General features: G+C 71.1%; 18 protein-coding genes. 2 read left to right on the forward strand and 16 right to left on the reverse strand.

The window, feature by feature from the left end; all coding sequences use genetic code 11:
• Nucleotides 1–273: 273 nt before the first annotated feature.
• A complete protein-coding gene (locus IGS69_RS05030; protein ID WP_190897364.1) occupies nt 274–825 on the forward strand; it encodes a hypothetical protein in 552 nt (183 codons plus the stop codon).
• 131 nt (nt 826–956) lie between these two features.
• Here the strand turns inward: IGS69_RS05030 and IGS69_RS05035 are convergent, their stop codons facing one another.
• The 14 genes from IGS69_RS05035 to pyrR all read right to left on the reverse strand — a co-directional run bounded on the left by IGS69_RS05035 (nt 957) and on the right by pyrR (nt 17,729).
• Nucleotides 957–3,110 (reverse strand): primosomal protein N', encoded by a 2,154-nt coding sequence (locus tag IGS69_RS05035; protein WP_190897366.1) that lies wholly within the window; start codon nt 3,108–3,110, stop codon nt 957–959.
• A gap of 300 nt (nt 3,111–3,410) precedes the next feature.
• Nucleotides 3,411–4,619, reverse strand: coding sequence for a methionine adenosyltransferase (metK, locus tag IGS69_RS05040; protein ID WP_190897368.1), 1,209 nt, complete (start codon nt 4,617–4,619; stop codon nt 3,411–3,413).
• Nucleotides 4,620–4,856: 237 nt separating this feature from the next.
• Nucleotides 4,857–6,059, reverse strand: coding sequence for a bifunctional phosphopantothenoylcysteine decarboxylase/phosphopantothenate--cysteine ligase CoaBC (gene coaBC / locus IGS69_RS05045; protein WP_190897369.1), 1,203 nt, complete (start codon nt 6,057–6,059; stop codon nt 4,857–4,859).
• Between the two features lie 114 nt (nt 6,060–6,173).
• Nucleotides 6,174–6,446, reverse strand: coding sequence for a DNA-directed RNA polymerase subunit omega (rpoZ, locus tag IGS69_RS05050; protein ID WP_003988945.1), 273 nt, complete (start codon nt 6,444–6,446; stop codon nt 6,174–6,176).
• 68 nt (nt 6,447–6,514) lie between these two features.
• The gene (gene gmk, locus IGS69_RS05055) at nt 6,515–7,108 is read right to left on the reverse strand and encodes a guanylate kinase (protein WP_190897370.1); all 594 of its coding nucleotides are present in this window, start codon (nt 7,106–7,108) and stop codon (nt 6,515–6,517) included.
• Between the two features lie 58 nt (nt 7,109–7,166).
• Nucleotides 7,167–7,490: an integration host factor gene (locus IGS69_RS05060; protein WP_003977346.1), complete on the reverse strand. Its 324-nt coding sequence runs from the start codon at nt 7,488–7,490 to the stop codon at nt 7,167–7,169.
• Nucleotides 7,491–7,767: 277 nt separating this feature from the next.
• Nucleotides 7,768–8,613 carry an orotidine-5'-phosphate decarboxylase gene (gene pyrF, locus IGS69_RS05065; RefSeq protein WP_190897371.1) on the reverse strand — a complete coding sequence of 282 codons (846 nt, stop codon included), beginning with the start codon at nt 8,611–8,613 and terminating at the stop codon, nt 7,768–7,770.
• Nucleotides 8,610–9,716, reverse strand: a complete 1,107-nt coding sequence (locus tag IGS69_RS05070; RefSeq protein ID WP_190897372.1) for a quinone-dependent dihydroorotate dehydrogenase — start codon at nt 9,714–9,716, stop codon at nt 8,610–8,612. The genes pyrF and IGS69_RS05070 overlap by 4 nt, the downstream gene beginning before the upstream one ends.
• 70 nt (nt 9,717–9,786) lie before the next feature.
• Nucleotides 9,787–13,095: a carbamoyl-phosphate synthase large subunit gene (gene carB / locus IGS69_RS05075; protein WP_190897373.1), complete on the reverse strand. Its 3,309-nt coding sequence runs from the start codon at nt 13,093–13,095 to the stop codon at nt 9,787–9,789.
• Nucleotides 13,088–14,230, reverse strand: coding sequence for a glutamine-hydrolyzing carbamoyl-phosphate synthase small subunit (carA, locus tag IGS69_RS05080; RefSeq protein WP_190897374.1), 1,143 nt, complete (start codon nt 14,228–14,230; stop codon nt 13,088–13,090). The genes carB and carA overlap by 8 nt, the downstream gene beginning before the upstream one ends.
• Complete coding sequence (locus IGS69_RS05085; protein ID WP_190897375.1) at nt 14,227–14,796, reverse strand: PH-like domain-containing protein; 570 nt, start codon at nt 14,794–14,796, stop codon at nt 14,227–14,229. Before IGS69_RS05085 ends, carA begins: the two co-directional genes overlap by 4 nt.
• Complete coding sequence (locus IGS69_RS05090) at nt 14,793–16,079, reverse strand: dihydroorotase (protein WP_190897376.1); 1,287 nt, start codon at nt 16,077–16,079, stop codon at nt 14,793–14,795. Before IGS69_RS05090 ends, IGS69_RS05085 begins: the two co-directional genes overlap by 4 nt.
• A 5-nt stretch (nt 16,080–16,084) precedes the next feature.
• Nucleotides 16,085–17,062 carry an aspartate carbamoyltransferase catalytic subunit gene (locus IGS69_RS05095; protein WP_190897377.1) on the reverse strand — a complete coding sequence of 326 codons (978 nt, stop codon included), beginning with the start codon at nt 17,060–17,062 and terminating at the stop codon, nt 16,085–16,087.
• Between the two features lie 100 nt (nt 17,063–17,162).
• Complete coding sequence (gene pyrR, locus IGS69_RS05100) at nt 17,163–17,729, reverse strand: bifunctional pyr operon transcriptional regulator/uracil phosphoribosyltransferase PyrR (protein WP_190897378.1); 567 nt, start codon at nt 17,727–17,729, stop codon at nt 17,163–17,165.
• Nucleotides 17,730–17,995: 266 nt separating this feature from the next.
• On the opposite strand from pyrR, the gene bldD reads away from it, so the two are divergent.
• Nucleotides 17,996–18,499 (forward strand): transcriptional regulator BldD, encoded by a 504-nt coding sequence (bldD, locus tag IGS69_RS05105; RefSeq protein ID WP_018570201.1) that lies wholly within the window; start codon nt 17,996–17,998, stop codon nt 18,497–18,499.
• 183 nt (nt 18,500–18,682) lie between these two features.
• On the opposite strand, the gene nusB is transcribed toward bldD, so the two are convergent.
• Nucleotides 18,683–19,117, reverse strand: a complete 435-nt coding sequence (nusB, locus tag IGS69_RS05110; protein WP_190897379.1) for a transcription antitermination factor NusB — start codon at nt 19,115–19,117, stop codon at nt 18,683–18,685.
• Nucleotides 19,118–19,119: 2 nt separating this feature from the next.
• Nucleotides 19,120–19,686 (reverse strand): elongation factor P, encoded by a 567-nt coding sequence (efp, locus tag IGS69_RS05115; RefSeq protein WP_030843148.1) that lies wholly within the window; start codon nt 19,684–19,686, stop codon nt 19,120–19,122.
• Between the last annotated feature and the right edge of the window lie 40 nt (nt 19,687–19,726).

The raw sequence follows: 19,726 nt of genomic DNA on the forward strand, positions 1-19,726 counted from the left end.
TATGAGCCGGGAACGGAAAGCCGCCGACGGTGCCCGGCCCCCACGGGAGACCCGGGCCTGCCGGCTGACAAGTTGCGGGCGGGGCGCGGGCGGGAGACATGAGCCGACGGCCGAAGGCCGAGGCGCACACCCCACGCAGACAGGCGCACGCAGGTAATCCCACGCCCCACACCGTGACCCGCGGAGCGGATCCGCGTTGGTCAAGACAGAGTTGACCACTAGAGGCCGCGATCGCGGCCCATTCCTTTCAACGCCGGTTCGAGAGGCTTGTTCATGGCCGACCACGCAACCCACGACGCCCAGGCTCGGGCCAGCCTGCACTTGCTGGTGCGGGACATCGAGCGGGTCCGCCGGCAGGTGGACGCACTGCGCACCCTCACCGCCCAGCTGGGGAACGTCTACCGCCCGCGCCGCTCCGGCCCCTCCACGGGCTTCGTCGTCTACGGACGCGCCCCCGCCCCGACGGTACGTCTCGCCCAGGAGCTGCGGGACAGTGTCGAGACCCTGGTGACGGCAGCCGTGGACTTCGACCGCTCTCTCGGCTTCTCTTGGGACGCGGTGGGCTCCGCCCTCGGAGTCACCAAGCAGGCGGTCCACCGCCGTTACGGCGCCCGCCGTGCCACGGCTCAGTCGGCCGTGCCGGAGCCGGAGCGCACGCCGGAGCCGACGCCCGCGGGCGGCCGCGCGGTCAATGTGACCACCGGTCTGCCGACGGTCCCGACGGTCCCCGCCGCCCGCTCCATGCCCACGCAGCCGACGGCCGGCAGCCCCGCACTCCGCGACGAGGTGCGGCCCACGGCCTTCCCGGGCCCGCGCAACGGCTGACGCCCCCTCTCCCTGCCCTCCCGGAAGGCCTCCGGGAGGGCAGCCGCGTCTCCGGGCGAGACCGCACCCCGGCCGGCACCCACAGCTGCACACGCGGCACCCCCTTGGGCCCCGCAACCGTCACCCGCCGATCAGCCGATGTCGGCCGGGTCGACCCTCACCCACACGCCGGCGCCGCTTCCGCTCCCCCTGGCCATCCGCGCTGCCTGCGCGGCCTTGAGCGCGGCGGCCAGCGCGGCACCCCTGCCCGGTGGCACCCGCAGCAGCGCCCGCTCCCACTGCTCCCCGGGCGGCGGCGCCCCCGCCCGCCGAGGCCGCCCGGCGGCGGGGACGGGCAACGGCACCGGCCCCAGCACCTCGGCCTCCGGCGGCAGTTCGGCCGCACGGAGGAAGTCGGCCACCGCCTCCGCGGGGCCCGACACGGCCGCCATCCGCGACACCGGCGGGAACCCCAGCTCGGACCGCTCGGCGAGTTCGCGCACCGCGTGTCCGACGGGATCCCAGCGGACGAGCGCCTGCACGGGCCGCAGCGTCGGCTCGGCCACGACCACCACCGTGCCGCCCGCCGACTGCGGCCGGACGAGGGACGCGGCCGCGATCCACCGCCGCAACGCGTCCTCCCCCGCCCGCAGATCGGGCCGCCCGAGCATGGCCCACCCGTCCAGCAGCAGCGCCGCCGCGTACCCGCCCTCGGCCACGGGCTCGGCCCCCGGCGTACTCACGACCAGTGCGGGAGCCCCCGGCACCGTGTCGAGCACATGCTCCCGCCCCGAGGTGCGTACCGGCACGGCGGGGAACGCCCGGCCGAGTTCCTCGGCGGTCCGCCGCGCCCCGACGACCGAGGCGCGCAGACGGAAGGATCCGCAGTCGGGGCAGTGCCAGCCGCTCTCCTCGCGCCCGCACCATCCGCAGTTCAGGGCACCGCCGTCCGGCGCCTCCAGCGGCCCGGAGCAGTGCCGGCAGCGCGCGGGCGCCCGGCAGTTGGCACAGGCCATGCGCGGTACGTACCCCCTGCGGGGCACCTGCACCAGCACCGGTCCGCTGCGCAGGCCGTCCCTGACGGCCTGCCAGGCGAGGGTCGGCAGCCGGGCGGCCCGGGCGGCCTCGTCCCGGGCGAGATCCTGGTCCCCGACGGTCCGTACCAGCGGAGCGGCCGCCCGAACCCGGTCCCGCCCGGCGACGAGCGGCCGGGCCCAGCCGCTCTCGACGAGCTGCGCGGCCTCCACCGTGCAGCCCCAGCTCCCCAGCAGGAAGCCGCACTTGTCCAGCGCGGCCCGCAAGAGGAGCACCTCGCGGGCGTGGGGCTGCGGGGCGTGCTGCTCGCTGTGGCTGTCGTCGCCGTCGTCCCAGAGGGCGACCAGGCCGAGGTCCTGGACGGGTGCGAACATCGCGGCCCTCGTCCCGATCACGGCCCGTACGGAGCCACGCCGCACCGCGAGCCACTGCGCGTACCGCTTCTCCGGGCCGGCGTCGGCGGTGAGCACCGCGTGCCGCCCCTTTCCCAGCAGCGAGGTCAGCGCGGCGTCGACCCGCGCGACCGCCCGTCCGTCGGGCAGGACGGCGAGCGCCCCGCGCCCGGAGGCCAGTGTCGCGGCGACGGCCCGGGCCAGCTCCTCGCTCCACTGCGGGCCGGGCAGCGCGTTCCACACGGCGCGGGGCGCCCCGCCGGAGGCCAGGGACTCCAGGAACGCCGCTCCCCGCTCGTACCGCTGCAAGGAGCCGGCCTCCGGCGCCGGGGGCGGTGGCAGCGGGTCGGGTGAGGGCCGCTGCTCGGCCCGTGCGTTGCGCGGCGGTACAGCGAGCTGCAAGACGTCGGCGAGGCTGCCCGCGTACCGGTCGGCGACCGCCCTGGCCAGACCCAGCAGTTCCGCGCTGAGCACCTGCTCGGGCGAGACGACCTGGGCGAGGGCGGCCAGCGGGCCGGGGTAGTCGGACTCGGCCAGCCGCTCGACGAGGAACCCGTCGATCAGCCCGCCGCCCTCGCGCCTCCCCTCCCGCACGCGATGCCGGCCGGCCCCGAACCTGACCCGCACCCGCACGCCCGGCCGGGCGTCCGCGTCGAGCTCCTCCGGCACGGCGTAGTCGAAGTACCGGTCGAGATGGAGCACGCCCTTGTCGACGAGGACGCGCGCGACGGGCAGTTCCTTGGCGAGCGCGGCCCCGCGCCAGGTCCGCGGCTTGGCCCTGGGTGTCCTGGCCTTGCGCACGCTGTCCCGGATGAGCGCGAGCTGCTCGGGCGGGGCACCCTCAGCCCCGCCGCCCGCCTGTTCGTTCTCGCCGCTCACGCTTGCATTCTTACCAAACAGCACTGACAAGCGGAGACGCCCGAGTTCCCGCACGCCGACGGCACGCACGCGCCTTGCACCACTCGGCCACGCCACCGGGCACCGCCCGGCCGACGGCGGGATTCAAACCCGCGGGGGCCGCTTCGGGCCCAGAAGCCTCCGTCACCTTGGCACCAGCCGCCCCGACGCCCACCAGCGCAGGGCCCCCCGCCGTCCGCGAGCCGTTTTCCCCGGAGGAACGGCGGAGGCCCGGCCCCCCGAAGGGTGCCGGGCCTCACGCGTCGCCCTGAGGGACGGGGCTTACAGCCCCGCGGCCGTGCGGAGCGCGTCCACGCGGTCCGTCCGCTCCCACGTGAACTCGGGGAGCTCGCGGCCGAAGTGGCCGTACGCGGCGGTCTGGGAGTAGATCGGGCGGAGCAGGTCGAGGTCGCGGATGATAGCGGCCGGGCGGAGGTCGAAGACCTCGTCGATCGCCTTCTCGATCTTCTCCGTCTCGACCTTGGCGGTGCCGAAGGTCTCGACGAACAGACCCACCGGCTCGGCCTTGCCGATCGCGTACGCGACCTGGACCTCGCAGCGGGTGGCCAGACCGGCGGCGACCACGTTCTTCGCGACCCAGCGCATCGCGTACGCCGCGGAGCGGTCCACCTTGGACGGGTCCTTGCCGGAGAAGGCGCCGCCGCCGTGGCGGGCCATGCCGCCGTAGGTGTCGATGATGATCTTGCGGCCGGTCAGGCCGGCGTCACCCATCGGGCCGCCGATCTCGAAGCGGCCGGTGGGGTTGACCAGGAGACGGTAGTTCTCCGTGTCGATCTTGATGCCCTCGTCCAGGAGCGCCTTCAGCTCCGGCTCGACGACGAACTCCTTGATGTCCGGCGCCAGCAGCGAGTCCAGGTCGATGTCCGAGGCGTGCTGCGAGGAGACCACGACGGTGTCCAGGCGGACCGCCTTGTCGCCGTCGTACTCGATGGTGACCTGCGTCTTGCCGTCCGGGCGCAGGTAGGGGATCGTGCCGTTCTTGCGCACGTCGGACAGGCGCTTCGACAGACGGTGGGCCAGGAAGATCGGCAGCGGCATCAGCGTCGGCGTCTCGTCCGTCGCGTAGCCGAACATCAGGCCCTGGTCGCCCGCACCCTGCTTGTCGAGCTCGTCCTCGTCGCCCTCGACACGGGACTCGTACGCCGTGTCCACGCCCTGGGCGATGTCCGGGGACTGCGCGCCGATCGACACCGACACGCCGCAGGAGGCGCCGTCGAAGCCCTTCTTGCTGGAGTCGTAGCCGATCTCGAGGATCTTGTTCCGGACCAGCGTCGCGATGTCCGCGTACGTCTTGGTCGTGACCTCGCCGGCCACGTGCACCAGGCCGGTCGTGATCAGGGTCTCGACGGCGACCCGGGAGGACGGGTCCTCGCGCAGGAGCGCGTCGAGAATGGTGTCGCTGATCTGGTCAGCGATCTTGTCGGGGTGACCCTCGGTCACGGACTCCGAGGTGAAAAGGCGACGGGACACAACGCTCCCTGGGGTTGCAGCGGCTGCTGGCTGATCATTGGCGGACGGCGGGGGCTGCACCCGGCGCCGTCCGTGGAACAGTTTACGGGTCACGCTTCGGCCACGGGCCCCCTGTCTCGCCACTCGGGAGTGCTGTGACCTGCGGCACGGGCATTCTGCCCAATGCCGAGCGACGTTGGCCAGAGGCGCCACGCCAGGATCGACCGGCTTTCGAGGGGGTGCACGGCGTCTGAGCCATCAGCGCAGACGCTCGGCCACCAGGTCCCACACGGTGTCGGCCAGGGCTTCCTTGGGTCCGTGCGCCACCGCGGTCTCGCTGCCGTCTGCGCCGAGCACGACGGCCTCGTTCTCCTCGGAACCGAAGGTCTTGCGCTCCCCCACCTCGTTCACGACCAGCAGATCGCAGCCCTTGCGCTTGAGCTTGGCGCGGCCGTTGGCGAGGACGTCGTCCGTCTCCGCGGCGAAGCCGACGATCACCTGTCCGGCGCGGGCCCGGTCCCCGGAGATCTCCGCGAGGATGTCCGGATTCCGCACGAGAGTGATCGGCTCCGGTTCCTGGCCGTCCTTCTTCTTGATCTTCCCCGCCGCGTAGACCGCGGGGCGGAAGTCGGCCACGGCGGCCGCCATCACCACGGCGTCGGCGTCGGGGGCGGCCCGCAGCACCGCCTCGCGCAGCTCCACGGCGGTGCCGACCGGCACGACGTCGACGCCCGCCGGGGCTGGCAGGGTGCTGTTGGCCGCGATCAGCGTGACCCGGGCGCCGCGGGCGGCGGCGGTGCGGGCGAGGGCGTAGCCCTGCTTTCCGGAGGAGCGGTTGCCGAGGAAGCGGACGGGGTCCAGGGGCTCGCGGGTGCCACCGGCGCTGACGACGACATGCCGGCCCGCGAGGTCGGGCTCGGCGACGCCCCGGGCCAGCACGCGGCGGCAGACCTCGAAGATCTCGCCCGGGTCGGGCAGCCGGCCCTTGCCGGTGTCGACGCCGGTGAGGCGGCCCACGGCCGGCTCGACGACGAGGGCGCCGCGGCGGCGCAGCGTCGCCACGTTCTCCTGGGTGGCCGGGTGCTCCCACATCTCCGTGTGCATGGCGGGGGCGAAGACGACCGGGCAGCGGGCGGTGAGCAGCGTGTTGGTCAGGAGGTCGTCGGCGAGGCCGTGGGCCGCCTTGGCGAGCATGTCGGCGGTGGCCGGGGCGACGACGACGAGGTCCGCGTGCTGTCCGATGCGGACGTGCGGGACCTCGTGCACGTCGTCCCACACCTCGGTGGAGACCGGGTGGCCGGAGAGCGCGGACCAGGTGGCCGCGCCGACGAAGTGCAGCGCGGAGGCGGTGGGCACCACGCGCACGTCGTGGCCCGACTCCGTCAGCCGCCGCAGCAGCTCACAGGCCTTGTACGCGGCGATGCCCCCGCTGACCCCCAGAACGACCTTCGGCTTGTCCACGTCTCTCCCCGGACCTCGGCAACCGGCACACCGTACGACTCCATGACACACCACAGGCCCGGCAGTCGGCCTGCCGGGCCTGTGGATAAGTCAGCGTCAAGCTGACAATCCTACTTACTGCGCCGGGCCCTCGACGGCCTCGGACGTCAGGAGCCCCGCGTTGATCTCGCGGAGGGCGATCGAGAGCGGCTTCTCGTGGACGTGGGTGTCGACGAGGGGACCGACGTACTCGAGGAGACCCTCGCCGAGCTGCGAGTAGTACGCGTTGATCTGGCGGGCACGCTTGGCCGCGTAGATCACGAGGCTGTACTTCGAGTCGGTGGCCTCGAGGAGCTCGTCGATCGGCGGGTTGATGATGCCCTCGGGCGCGGAGATGGAAGAGGACACGCTCTACCTTCCGATGGATGGGAAAGATTCTGTCGGGCTGATCTGCCGACCGGGACGATCGGCGATGGTCACACGACGTTCATCAAGGCTAGCAGCTCGCGCGCCACGTCCTCGACGGAGGTGTTGACCAGGGTGGTGTCGAACTCCGGCTCGGCCGCGAGTTCGATCTTCGCCGCTTCCAGCCGGCGCTCGATCACCTCGGGCGATTCGGTGCCCCGCCCGGTGAGTCGGCGCACGAGCTCCTCCCAGGAGGGAGGAGCCAGGAACACCAGCTGGGCCTCGGGCATCGACTCACGCACCAGGCGAGCGCCCTGGAGGTCGATCTCGAGGAGTACGGGCTCGCCGTTCTCCAGGCGCTCCTGCACGGCCGCTCGCGGCGTGCCGTAGCGATGGCCGGCGAACTCGGCCCACTCCAGCAGTTCCCCGTTGGCGATCAGTTTGTCCATCTCGTCGTCGGAGACGAAGAAGTAGTGGACTCCGTGCTGCTCGCCGGGCCGGGGCTTGCGTGTCGTCGCCGACACGGAGAGCCAGACCTCGGGGTGTTCCTTGCGCATATGAGCGACGACCGTGCTCTTGCCGACCCCGGAGGGGCCGGAGAGCACGGTCAGCCGCGGACGTACGTCCGGGGGTACGGGGGACGTCCCCCGGGGTGTTGCAGCCATGCAGCGATTATCCAGCAATCGCGGAGTGCCCGGGACTCGGTTCCCCGGAGCGCCCGGTTCAGGAGCCGGTGCTGCCGAACTCGCGCTCCAGGGAGGCGATCTGGTTGGAACCGAGACCCCGCACGCGGCGGCTCTCGGAGATGCCGAGTCGCTCCATGATCTGCTTGGCGCGGACCTTGCCCACGCCCGGCAGCGACTCGAGGAGGGCGGAGACCTTCATCTTGCCGATGACGTCGTTCTCCTGGCCCTGCTTGATGACCTCGTGAAGGGAGGCGCCGGAGTGCTTGAGTCGATTCTTGACCTCGGCCCGCTCCCGGCGAGCCGCGGCGGCCTTTTCGAGCGCGGCTGCGCGCTGTTCAGGGGTAAGGGGCGGAAGAGCCACGCCTACGTCACCTCGGATGTCGAACTGTCGGATACGGACCGGTGAGGAACCTAGTCGCCCCACACCTGGGGAGCCACGAGCAACACACGCTTGCCCGTTCTCTCGTCGGAGACTAGCGGGCAAGTCCGCCGGAGTCAGCGAGAACAGCGGAAAAGTCCTGGTCAGCCTTCATCTGAATGGACATTTAGGACATACTGCCCCGGATTTGAGGATGTATTCAGACTCAAGCGGGCCCCGGACCACTCATCGGAGGTCTCGCGGGAAGGTCTGGACCGCCTCAGGAGGAGGTCACGGCGTGCCGGATCTCCTCCGCGAAGCGCTCGGCGGCGTCACGCAGAGCGACGGTGTCGGGACCATGGCGTAGCACTCCCCTGCTGACGTTCGGCACCACGTTGCGCACCGCCGCCCCGAAGACCCCGGGAAGATCGGCCGGCGTGGCACCCTGGGCGCCGATTCCTGGTGCGAGGAGCGGACCGTTGATGTCCAGGTCGTACGTCGACAGATCACCGAGGGTGGCGCCGACGACCGCGCCGAAGGATCCCAGGGGCTCCTCCCCCGTGTTCTCGGCGGCCAGGTGCGCGAGCATCGTCGCTCCGACGTTCCGTCCGTCGGGCCGCACGGCGTGCTGGACCTCGCCGCCCTCCGGGTTGGAGGTCAGCGCCAGCACGAACAGTCCCGCGCCGCTCTCCCGGGCCAGCGCGACGGCCGGGCTGAGCGAGCCGTAGCCGAGGTAGGGCGAGACCGTCAGGGCGTCGGAGAACAGCGGTGCGTCCTTGTGCAGGAAGGACTCGGCGTACGCGGCCATGGTGGAGCCGATGTCGCCGCGCTTGGCGTCCATCACGACCAGCGCGCCGGCCGCCCGGGCCTCGGCGACCGACGTCTCCAGCACGGCGACGCCGCGCGAGCCGAACCGCTCGAAGAACGCGCTCTGCGGCTTGAGCACGGCGACCCGGTCGGCCACCGCCTCGACGACCGTGCGGCTGAACCGCTCCAGGCCCGCCACGTCGTCGTTCAGGCCCCACTCGGCGAGCAGGGAGGCGTGCGGGTCGATGCCGACGCACAGCGGACCGCGCTCGTCCATGGCGCGGCGCAGGCGCGCACCGAAGGGTTCGAGAGCACTCATGCCGTCTTCCTCACGTCGGCGCCCACCGCGTCGGCGAGCGTGGCGTAGGGGCTCGTGGCCAGGCGTGCGGCGAGCCCCTTGTGGACGGAGCGGCCCCAGAAGGGCCCCTCGTAGATGAAGGCGCTGTAGCCCTGGACCAGCGTGGCACCGGCCAGGATGCGCTGCCAGGCGTCCTCGGCGTTCTCGATGCCACCGACGCCCACCAAGGTGATCCGGTCGCCCACGCGCGCGTAGAGGCGGCGCAGGACCTCCAGGGAGCGTTCCTTCAGGGGTGCCCCGGACAGACCGCCGGTCTCCTTGACCAGGGTGGGGTCGGACGTCAGACCGAGTCCCTCGCGCGCGATGGTGGTGTTCGTGGCGATGATCCCGTCCAGGCCGAGCTCCACGGCGAGGTCGGCGACGGCGTCGACGTCCTCGTCGGCGAGATCCGGCGCGATCTTGACCAGGAGCGGGACGCGCCGCGCGGACACCGTGCGGTCGGCGGCCTCGCGGACGGCGCTCAGCAGGGGGCGCAGGGCCTCCGTCGCCTGGAGGTTGCGCAGACCCGGCGTGTTCGGCGAGGAGACGTTGACGACCAGGTAGTCGGCGTACGGCGCGAGCCGCTCGGCGGACTTCACGTAGTCCGCGACGGCCTCCTCCTCGGGGACGACCTTGGTCTTGCCGATGTTGACGCCGACGACCGGCTTGAAGACCGGCCTGCGGGAGGCCAGGCGGGCCGCGACCCGGAGCGAGCCGTCGTTGTTGAAGCCCATGCGGTTGATCAGCGCCCGGTCCTGGACCAGGCGGAACAGCCGCTGCTTGGGGTTGCCGGGCTGCGGTTCGCCGGTCACGGTGCCGATCTCGACGTGGTCGAAGCCGAGCATGGCCATGCCGTCGATGCCGACGGCGTTCTTGTCGAAGCCCGCGGCGAGCCCGAAGGGGCCGTGCATGCGCAGCCCGAGGGCCTCGGTGCGCAGCTCCTTGTGGCGGGGCGCGAGGGCGGCCGCGAGGAAGGTGCGCAGCACGGGCACGCGGGCGGCCAGGCGGATCCAGCGGAAGGCCAGGTGGTGGGCCTGCTCCGGGTCCAGCCGCTTGAAGACGAGACGGAAGAAGATCTTGTACATGGTGTCCTCACGAAGACATGGCGTCCTCACGAAGAGGGGGACACCGTTTCCGGTGTCCCCCTCGGGGCTGCTAGTCGCGGGCCGCGGTCAGGTGTTCCGCGTGTTCCTGGAGCGATCGGACGCTCACGTCACCGCGGTTGAGGGCGTCGATGCCCTGGACCGCCGCCGCGAGGGCCTGGACCGTCGTCAGGCAGGGCACGGAGCGCGCCACGGCCGCCGTACGGATGTCGTAGCCGTCGAGACGGCCACCGGTGCCGTACGGGGTGTTGACGATGAGGTCGACCTCGCCGTCGTGGATGAGCTGGACAATGGTCTTCTCGCCGTTCGGGCCGGTGCCCTCGGACTGCTTGCGCACGACGGTGGCGTTGATGCCGTTGCGCTTGAGGACCTCCGCGGTGCCGGACGTGGCGAGCAGTTCGAAGCCGTGGGCGACCAGCTCGCGGGCCGGGAAGATCATCGAGCGCTTGTCGCGGTTGGCGACCGAGATGAACGCGCGTCCCTTGGTGGGCAGCGGGCCGTAGGCGCCGGCCTGCGACTTGGCGTACGCCGTGCCGAAGACGGAGTCGATGCCCATGACCTCGCCGGTGGAGCGCATCTCCGGGCCGAGGACGGTGTCGACGCCGCGGCCGTGGATGTCGCGGAAGCGCGACCACGGCATGACGGCCTCCTTGACGGAGATCGGCGCGTCGAGCGGCAGCTCACCGCCGTCGCCGTTGGCCGGGAGCAGGCCCTCGGCGCGCAGCTCGGCGATGGTCACGCCGAGCGAGATGCGGGCGGCGGCCTTCGCGAGCGGTACCGCCGTCGCCTTCGAGGTGAAGGGGACGGTCCGGGACGCACGCGGGTTGGCCTCCAGGACGTAGAGGATGTCGCCGGCGAGCGCGAACTGGATGTTGATCAGGCCGCGCACCCCGACGCCCTTGGCGATGCCCTCCGTGGAGGCGCGCAGGCGCTTGATGTCGAAGCCGCCGAGCGTGATCGGGGGCAGGGCGCACGCCGAGTCGCCGGAGTGGATGCCGGCCTCCTCGATGTGCTCCATGACGCCGCCGAGGTAGAGCTCCTCGCCGTCGTAGAGGGCGTCGACGTCGATCTCGATCGCGTCGTCGAGGAACCGGTCGACCAGGACCGGCCGCGAGGGGCTGATCTCGGTCGACTCGGCGATGTACGACGACAGCCGGGTCTCGTCGTAGACGATCTCCATGCCACGGCCGCCGAGGACGTACGAGGGCCGCACCAGGACCGGGTAGCCGATCTCGTCGGCGATGGCCTTGGCCTCGGCGAAGGTGGTGGCGGTGCCGTGCTTGGGGGCCGGCAGGCCGGCCTCGGCGAGCACCCGGCCGAAGGCGCCCCGGTCCTCGGCGGCGTGGATGGCCTCCGGGGAGGTGCCGACGATCGGCACGCCGTTGTCCTTCAGCGCCTGCGACAGGCCCAGCGGGGTCTGGCCGCCGAGCTGCACGACGACGCCCGCGACCGGTCCGGCCTGCTGCTCGGCGTGCACGATCTCCAGCACGTCCTCCAGCGTCAGCGGCTCGAAGTAGAGGCGGTCGGAGGTGTCGTAGTCCGTGGAGACGGTCTCCGGGTTGCAGTTGACCATCACCGTCTCGTAGCCCGCGTCGCTGAGCGCGAAGGAGGCGTGGACGCAGGAGTAGTCGAACTCGATGCCCTGGCCGATGCGGTTCGGGCCGGAGCCCAGGATGATGACGGCCGGCTTCTCGCGGGAGGCGACCTCCGTCTCCTCGTCGTAGGAGGAGTAGAAGTACGGCGTCTTCGCGGCGAACTCGGCGGCGCAGGTGTCGACCGTCTTGTAGACCGGGCGGATGCCGAGCGCGTGCCGGACCTCGCGGACGACGTCCTCGCGCAGGCCGCGGATCTCGCCGATCTGCTGGTCGGAGAAGCCGTGCCGCTTGGCCTCGGCGAGCAGGTCGGCGGTCAGCTCGGGGGCCTCGGCCAGCTCGTCGGCGGTCTCCTTGATGAGGAAGAGCTGGTCGACGAACCAGGGGTCGATCTTCGTGTACTCGAAGATCTCCTCGGGTGTGGCGCCGGCGCGGATGGCCTGCATGACGGTGTTGATGCGGCCGTCGGTGGGGCGGACGGCCTGCTCCAGCAGCTGCGTCTTGTCGCCCGGCTCGCCGGTGAAGGTGAACTGGCTGCCCTTCTTCTCCAGCGAGCGCAGCGCCTTCTGGAAGGCCTCGGTGAAGTTGCGGCCGATGGCCATGGCCTCGCCGACCGACTTCATGGTGGTGGTGAGGGTGGCGTCCGCGCTCGGGAACTTCTCGAAGGCGAAGCGCGGGGCCTTCACGACCACGTAGTCGAGCGTCGGCTCGAAGGAGGCCGGGGTCTCCTGCGTGATGTCGTTCGGGATCTCGTCCAGCGTGTAGCCGACGGCGAGCTTGGCGGCGATCTTGGCGATCGGGAAACCGGTCGCCTTGGAGGCCAGCGCCGAGGACCGCGACACGCGCGGGTTCATCTCGATGACGATGACCCGGCCGTCCTCGGGGTTCACCGCGAACTGGATGTTGCAGCCGCCGGTGTCGACGCCGACCTCGCGGATGATCGCGATGCCGACGTCGCGCAGCACCTGGTACTCGCGGTCGGTCAGCGTCATCGCGGGGGCGACGGTGATGGAGTCGCCGGTGTGCACGCCCATCGGGTCGAAGTTCTCGATGGAGCAGACGACCACGACGTTGTCGTGCTTGTCGCGCATCAGCTCCAGCTCGTACTCCTTCCAGCCGAGGATGGACTCCTCCAGGAGCACCTCGGTGGTCGGGGAGAGCGTGAGGCCCTGGCCGGCGATGCGGCGCAGCTCCTCCTCGTCGTGGGCGAAGCCGGAGCCGGCGCCGCCCATGGTGAAGGAGGGGCGGACGACGACCGGGTAGCCGCCGAGCTCCTCGACGCCCTTGAGGACGTCGTCCATGGAGTGGCAGATGTAGGACCGGGCGGACTCGCCGTGCCCGATCTTCTTGCGGACCTCCTCCACGACCTCCTTGAACAGGTCGCGGTCCTCGCCCTTGTGGATCGCCTCCACGTTGGCGCCGATCAGCTCGACGCCGTACTTGTCGAGGACGCCGTTCTCGTGCAGCGAGATGGCCGTGTTGAGGGCCGTCTGGCCGCCCAGGGTGGGCAGCAGCGCGTCGGGGCGCTCCTTGGCGATGATCTTCTCGACGAACTCGGGGGTGATCGGCTCGACATAGGTGGCGTCGGCGATCTCCGGGTCGGTCATGATCGTCGCCGGGTTGGAGTTCACCAGGACGACCCGCAGGCCCTCGGCCTTGAGGACGCGGCACGCCTGGGTGCCGGAGTAGTCGAACTCGGCGGCCTGGCCGATGACGATCGGGCCGGAGCCGATGACCAGGACGGACTGGATATCGGTGCGCTTAGGCACGCTGGCCCTCCATCAGGGAAACGAAGCGGTCGAACAGGTAGGCGGCGTCGTGCGGGCCGGCTGCCGCTTCGGGGTGGTACTGGACGCTGAAGGCGGGGCGGTCCAGAAGCTGGAGCCCCTCCACCACGTTGTCGTTCAGGCAGACGTGCGACACCTCGGCGCGGCCGAACGGGGTCTCGGAGACCCGGTCGAGGGGGGCGTCGACGGCGAAGCCGTGGTTGTGCGCGGTGACCTCGACCTTGCCGGTCGTGCGGTCCTGCACCGGCTGGTTGATGCCGCGGTGGCCGTACTTCAGCTTGAAGGTGCCGAAGCCGAGCGCGCGGCCCAGGATCTGGTTGCCGAAGCAGATGCCGAACAGCGGGGTGCCGCGTTCCAGGACGCCCTGCATGACCGAGACGGGGTGGTCGGCGGTGGCCGGGTCGCCGGGGCCGTTGGAGAAGAACACGCCGTCCGGGTCGACCGCGTAGACGTCCTCGACGGTGGCGGTGGCGGGGAGCACGTGCACCTCGATGCCGCGCTCGGCCATGCGGTGCGGGGTCATGCCCTTGATGCCGAGGTCGACGGCGGCGACGGTGAACTTCTTCTCGCCGATGGCCGGGACGACGTACGGCTCGGTGGTGGCGACCTCGGCGGCGAGGTTCGCGCCCTTCATCTGCGGTGCTTCCTGCACGCGCGCGAGGAGCGCCGAGTCCTCCCGGACGGCGTCCCCGCTGAAGATCCCGACGCGCATGGCGCCGCGCTCGCGCAGATGGCGGGTGAGGGCTCGGGTGTCGATGCCGCTGATGCCGACGACGCCCTGGGCGTCGAGCTCCTCGTCGAGTGTGCGCCGGGAGCGCCAGCTGGACGGCACGCGCGCGGGGTCGCGCACGACGTAGCCGGAGACCCAGATCTTCCGGGACTCCATGTCCTCGTCGTTGATGCCGGTGTTGCCGACGTGCGGGGCGGTCATCACGACCACCTGGCGGTGGTAGGAGGGGTCGGTGAGGGTCTCCTGGTAGCCGGTCATGCCGGTGGAGAACACCGCTTCGCCGAAGGTCTCCCCCACGGCCCCGTAGGCACGGCCGCGGAAGATCCGGCCGTCCTCCAGGACGAGTACGGCGGGAGTCCTGGCAGCTCCCCTTGTGGAGGTGGTCATCGTTCGACGCCTTCCCTGGTGTTCGTTTCGATCATGGAGTTGAGGGCCTCGACCCACTCGTTGTGCTCGGCCGCGTGGTCGGAGCGGAACCCGGAGTCGATCAGCCGGTCACCGTGCTCCCAGGTGACGATCAGCAGGCCGCCCTCGGTGAGGACCTTGCCGGCGATGCCCTTGTCGAGCCGGGCCTCGCGCAGCTGTGCGACCGGGACGAAGAAGTCGCTCGCCCCGGGGCGTACGACGTCGAGTCCGGCGTCCGTGAGGGTCAGCTCGGCCCGGCTGCGGGTGCCCAGGCCCCGGGCGACGATGCGGTCGAGCCACTGACCGGCGGTGGTGGAGCCGTGGTAGCGGCCGCTCAGGCTCAGCTTCTCGGGGCCCGGGTCGTCCGGGGCGGTGGGCAGCTCGGGCAGGTCGCCCTGGAGGGTGCCGCGCCACTTCCAGCCCTCGCGCATCAGCCAGTAGACGAGCGCGACGAACAGGCCGAGGCCGACGACCCAGCCGATGCGGGCGGCCCAGTCGGTCACTTGCGCCGATTCCTTCTCGGCGGCCAGCAGGAGTACAGGTGTCACGTGAGCTTCCCGTCGACGAGCGTGGCCTTGCCCCGCAGCCACGTGTGCGTCACACGGCCCGGCAGCTCACGCCCCTCGTAGGGGGTGTTACGGCTGCGCGAGGCGAAGCCCGCGGGTTCCACGAGCCCACGGTATGCCGTGTCGACCAGGGTGAGGTTGGCGGGCTCACCTGCCGAGACGGGACGTCCGTGGCCCCTGGCCTGTCCGATCTGCGCGGGCTTGACGGACATCCGGTCGGCGACGCCGGCCCAGTCCAGCAGGCCCGTGTCGACCATGGTCTCCTGCACCACCGACAGCGCGGTCTCCAGGCCGACCATGCCCATGGCGGCCGCGGCCCACTCGCAGTCCTTGTCCTCGTGCGGGTGCGGGGCGTGGTCGGTGGCGACGATGTCGATCGTGCCGTCGGCGAGGGCCTCGCGCAGGGCCATGACGTCGCGCTCGGTGCGCAGCGGCGGGTTGACCTTGTAGACGGGGTTGTAGGTGCGCACCAGCTCGTCCGTGAGGAGGAGGTGGTGCGGGGTGACCTCGGCGGTGACGGCGATGCCGCGGGACTTGGCCCAGCGGACGATCTCGACGGAGCCGGCGGTCGACAGGTGGCAGATGTGGACGCGGGAGCCGACGTGGTCGGCGAGCAGGACATCCCGGGCGATGATCGATTCTTCGGCCACCGCCGGCCAGCCCCCGAGGCCCAGCTCGGCGGAGACGATGCCCTCGTTCATCTCGGCGCCCTCGGTCAGCCGCGGCTCCTGCGCGTGCTGGGCGACGACACCGCCGAAGGCCTTCACGTACTCCAGGGCGCGGCGCATGATCACGGCGTCGTGGACGCACTTGCCGTCGTCGGAGAAGACGGTGACGCCGGCCGCGGACTCGTGCATGGCGCCCAGCTCGGCGAGCTTCCTGCCGTCCAGGCCGACGGTGACGGCACCGATCGGCTGGACGTCGCAGTAGCCGTGCTCCTTGCCGAGCCGCCAGACCTGCTCGACGACACCGGCGGTGTCGGCGACCGGGAAGGTGTTGGCCATGGCGAAGACGGTGGTGAAACCGCCGGAGGCGGCGGCGCGGGTGCCGGTGAGGACGGTCTCGGAGTCCTCGCGGCCGGGCTCACGCAGATGGGTGTGCAGGTCGACCAGGCCCGGCAGCAGCACCTTGCCGTCGGCCTCGACGACCTCGGCGCCCTCGGCGCTCAGGCCGCCGCCCACCTCGGCGATGGTGCCGCCGTCGATCAGCACGTCCTGCGGCTCGCCGCCGAGCACCTTCGCACCACGGATCAGGGTCTTGCTCATCTGTCTTACTTCTCCTCGGTGCGGGGGTGGGTGACGGCGGGTTCGTTCCCACCGAGCAGCAGGTACAGGACGGCCATCCGGATGGACACTCCGTTTGCGACCTGCTCGACGACGGTGCAGCGGTCGGAGTCGGCAACCTCGGCGGTGATCTCCATGCCCCGGACCATCGGGCCGGGGTGCATCACGATGGCGTGCCCGGGCATCCGCGCCATGCGGTCGCCGTCGAGGCCGTAGCGCCGGGAGTACTCGCGCTCGGTCGGGAAGAAGGCGGCGTTCATGCGCTCGCGCTGGACGCGCAGCATCATCACCGCGTCGGACTTGGGCAGCGTGCTGTCGAGGTCGTAGGAGACCTCGCAGGGCCAGGTCTCGATGCCGACCGGCAGCAGGGTGGGCGGGGCGACGAGGGTGACCTCGGCGCCGAGGGTGTGCAGCAGGTCGACGTTAGAACGGGCGACCCGGCTGTGCAGGACGTCGCCGACGAGCGTGATGCGCTTGCCCTCGAGGTCCTGGCCGAGTCCGGCGTCCGGGCCGACCAGGCGGCGGCGCATGGTGAAGGCGTCCAGCAGGGCCTGGGTGGGGTGCTGGTGAGTGCCGTCGCCGGCGTTGACGACGGCGGCGTCGATCCAGCCGGAGTTGGCGAGGCGGTACGGGGCTCCGGAGGCGCCGTGCCGGATGACCACGGCATCGACGCCCATGGCCTCCAGGGTCTGCGCGGTGTCCTTCAGGGATTCGCCCTTGGAGACGCTGGAGCCCTTGGCGGTGAAGTTGATGACGTCCGCGGACAGCCGCTTCTCGGCCGCCTCGAAGGAGATCCGGGTCCGGGTGGAGTCCTCGAAGAAGAGGTTGACGATCGTGCGGCCGCGCAGGGTCGGCAGCTTCTTGATCGGCCGGTCGGCGACCCGGGCCATCTCCTCGGCGGTGTCGAGGATCAGGACGGCGTCGTCGCGGGTGAGGTCGGCGGCCGAGATGAGATGACGCTGCATCTGTCAGGCTCCGTAAGGCAGTTCATTCGGGAGAATTGGGGCAGACGGGCGCGCGAGGGCCCGACTGGCGGACGTACGACGACGGCGTACGCCGGGAGCGCTACTGAGAGGCCGGCTTGGCACCGAGCAGCACGGTGTCGCGACCGTCCTCCTCGGCGAGCTGGACCTTGACCGTCTCCCGCAACGACGTGGGGAGGTTCTTGCCGACATAGTCGGCACGGATGGGCAGTTCGCGGTGTCCGCGGTCGACGAGGACGGCGAGCTGCACCGCGCGCGGGCGCCCGATGTCGTTCAGGGCGTCGAGGGCGGCCCGGATGGTGCGGCCGGAGAAGAGCACGTCGTCGACGAGGACGACGAGCTTGCCGTCGAGGCCGTCACCGGGAATCTCGGTGCGGGCCAGCGCACGCGGCGGGTGCATGCGCAGGTCGTCGCGGTACATGGTGATGTCGAGCGAGCCGCACGGAACCTTGCGCTCGGTGATCTGCTCGAGCTTGTCCGCGATCCGCCGGGCGAGGAAGACGCCCCGGGTCGGAATGCCGAGGAGCACCACGTCGTCGGCGCCCTTGGCGCGCTCGACGATCTCGTGGGCGATGCGGGTCAGCACCCGCGCGATGTCGGGCCCTTCGAGAACGGGCCGGGCATCGGACTGCGTGTCATGCGTGTCCATACGAAACGGACCTCCTTCTCCGCCTCACGGGACGGACCTTAAAGGACGTCGGGATTGCGCCATACACGGTAGCAGGTCCCCGAGATCGCCCGTACGGCCCCCTCGGATCACTCATCCGGCCCAATGGGAGGCCGATACCACGGAAGAGTCGGTGCGGACCATTCGGCTTGACGCAGCAGAGTAACGCTGCGTAACCTCACAGTGAGTTACCAGCCGCGCGGCCTGGCACCCACGCCAGACGCGTCGACACAGTGCCGGGGAGCTATATGTCCAGCGAATACGCCAAACAGCTCGGGGCCAAGCTCCGGGCGATCCGCACCCAGCAGGGCCTTTCCCTCCACGGTGTCGAGGAGAAGTCCCAGGGCCGCTGGAAGGCGGTCGTGGTCGGTTCGTACGAGCGCGGCGACCGTGCCGTGACCGTGCAGCGTCTTGCCGAGCTGGCGGACTTCTACGGCGTTCCGGTGCAGGAGCTGCTTCCGGGCACCACCCCGGGCGGCGCCGCCGAGCCGCCGCCCAAGCTGGTCCTGGACCTGGAGCGGCTGGCCACGGTGCCGGCCGAGAAGGCGGGCCCTCTTCAGCGCTACGCGGCCACGATCCAGTCGCAGCGCGGTGACTACAACGGCAAGGTGCTGTCGATCCGCCAGGACGACCTGCGCACACTCGCCGTCATCTACGACCAGTCGCCGTCCGTCCTCACGGAGCAGCTGATCAGCTGGGGTGTCCTGGACGCGGACGCGCGCCGCGCGGTGGCGTCCCACGAGGAGGCCTGACCCGCTCCGCGGGCCCAGCAGAAACGTGCCGCCGGGGTGGCCGGAACCGTATGGTTCCGGCCACCCCGGCGGCGTTGTGCGGCTGTGCAGGACCTCGGCGGGGCCCAGAAGGCCCGGGGACCTGGGAGAACGCCCAAGGGCCCGCAGCGGTGACGCTGCGGGCCCTTGGGCATGTGGTCCGTCTCAGACCTCGTCGCGGCGGAGCGAGGGCTTGAGTTCCTTGAGCCGGCCGAGCAGGCCGTTCACGAACGAGGGCGACTCGTCCGTGGAGAACTCCTTCGCCAGCTGCACCATCTCGTCGAGGACGACGGCGTCCGGCGTCCCGTCGACCCAGATCAGCTCGTAGGCGCCGAGCCGCAGGATGTTGCGGTCGACGACGGGCATCCGGTCGAGGGTCCAGCCGACGGCGTACTGCGCGATCAGCTCGTCGATGCGCTTCGCGCGCTCCGCGTAGCCCTCGACCAGCTCCATCGTGTACTCGCTGACCGGCGGCTGCCGGGTGTCCGCCCGGGAGAGCCGGACCCAGTCCGCGAGGACGGTCAGCACCTCGACGCCGCGCTGGTCCCCCTCGAAGAGGATCTGGAAGGCGCGCTTACGGGCCGTGTTGCGGGCAGCCACGGTTAGCTGTTCACCCGGCCGAGGTAGTCGCTGGTGCGGGTGTCGACCTTGATCTTCTCACCGGTGGTGATGAAGAGCGGCACGTTGATCTGGTGGCCGGTCTCCAGGATGGCGGGCTTGGTGCCGCCGGTGGAGCGGTCGCCCTGGACGCCCGGCTCGGTCTCCTGGATGACGAGCTCGACGGCGGCCGGCAGCTCGACGAAGAGCACCTCGCCCTCGTGCTGCGCGACGGTGGCGGTGAAGCCCTCGATCAGGAAGTTCGCGGCATCGCCGACGGCCTTCTTGTCGACGTGCAGCTGGTCGTAGGTCTCCATGTCCATGAAGACGAAGTACTCGCCGTCCATGTAGGAGAACTGCATGTCGCGCTTGTCGACGGTGGCCGTTTCGACCTTGACGCCGGCGTTGAAGGTCTTGTCGACGACCTTGCCGGAGAGCACGTTCTTGAGCTTGGTGCGCACGAAGGCCGGGCCCTTGCCGGGCTTGACGTGCTGGAACTCGACGACGGACCAGAGCTGGCCGCCTTCGAGCTTGAGCACCATGCCGTTCTTGAGGTCGTTCGTGGAAGCCACGGTTGCGGAATCTCCTGGACTGACGTACGACCCCGGGGCA

The sequence above is a fragment of the Streptomyces tuirus genome, from assembly GCF_014701095.1.
Taxonomy (GTDB): Bacteria; Actinomycetota; Actinomycetes; order Streptomycetales; family Streptomycetaceae; genus Streptomyces; species Streptomyces tuirus.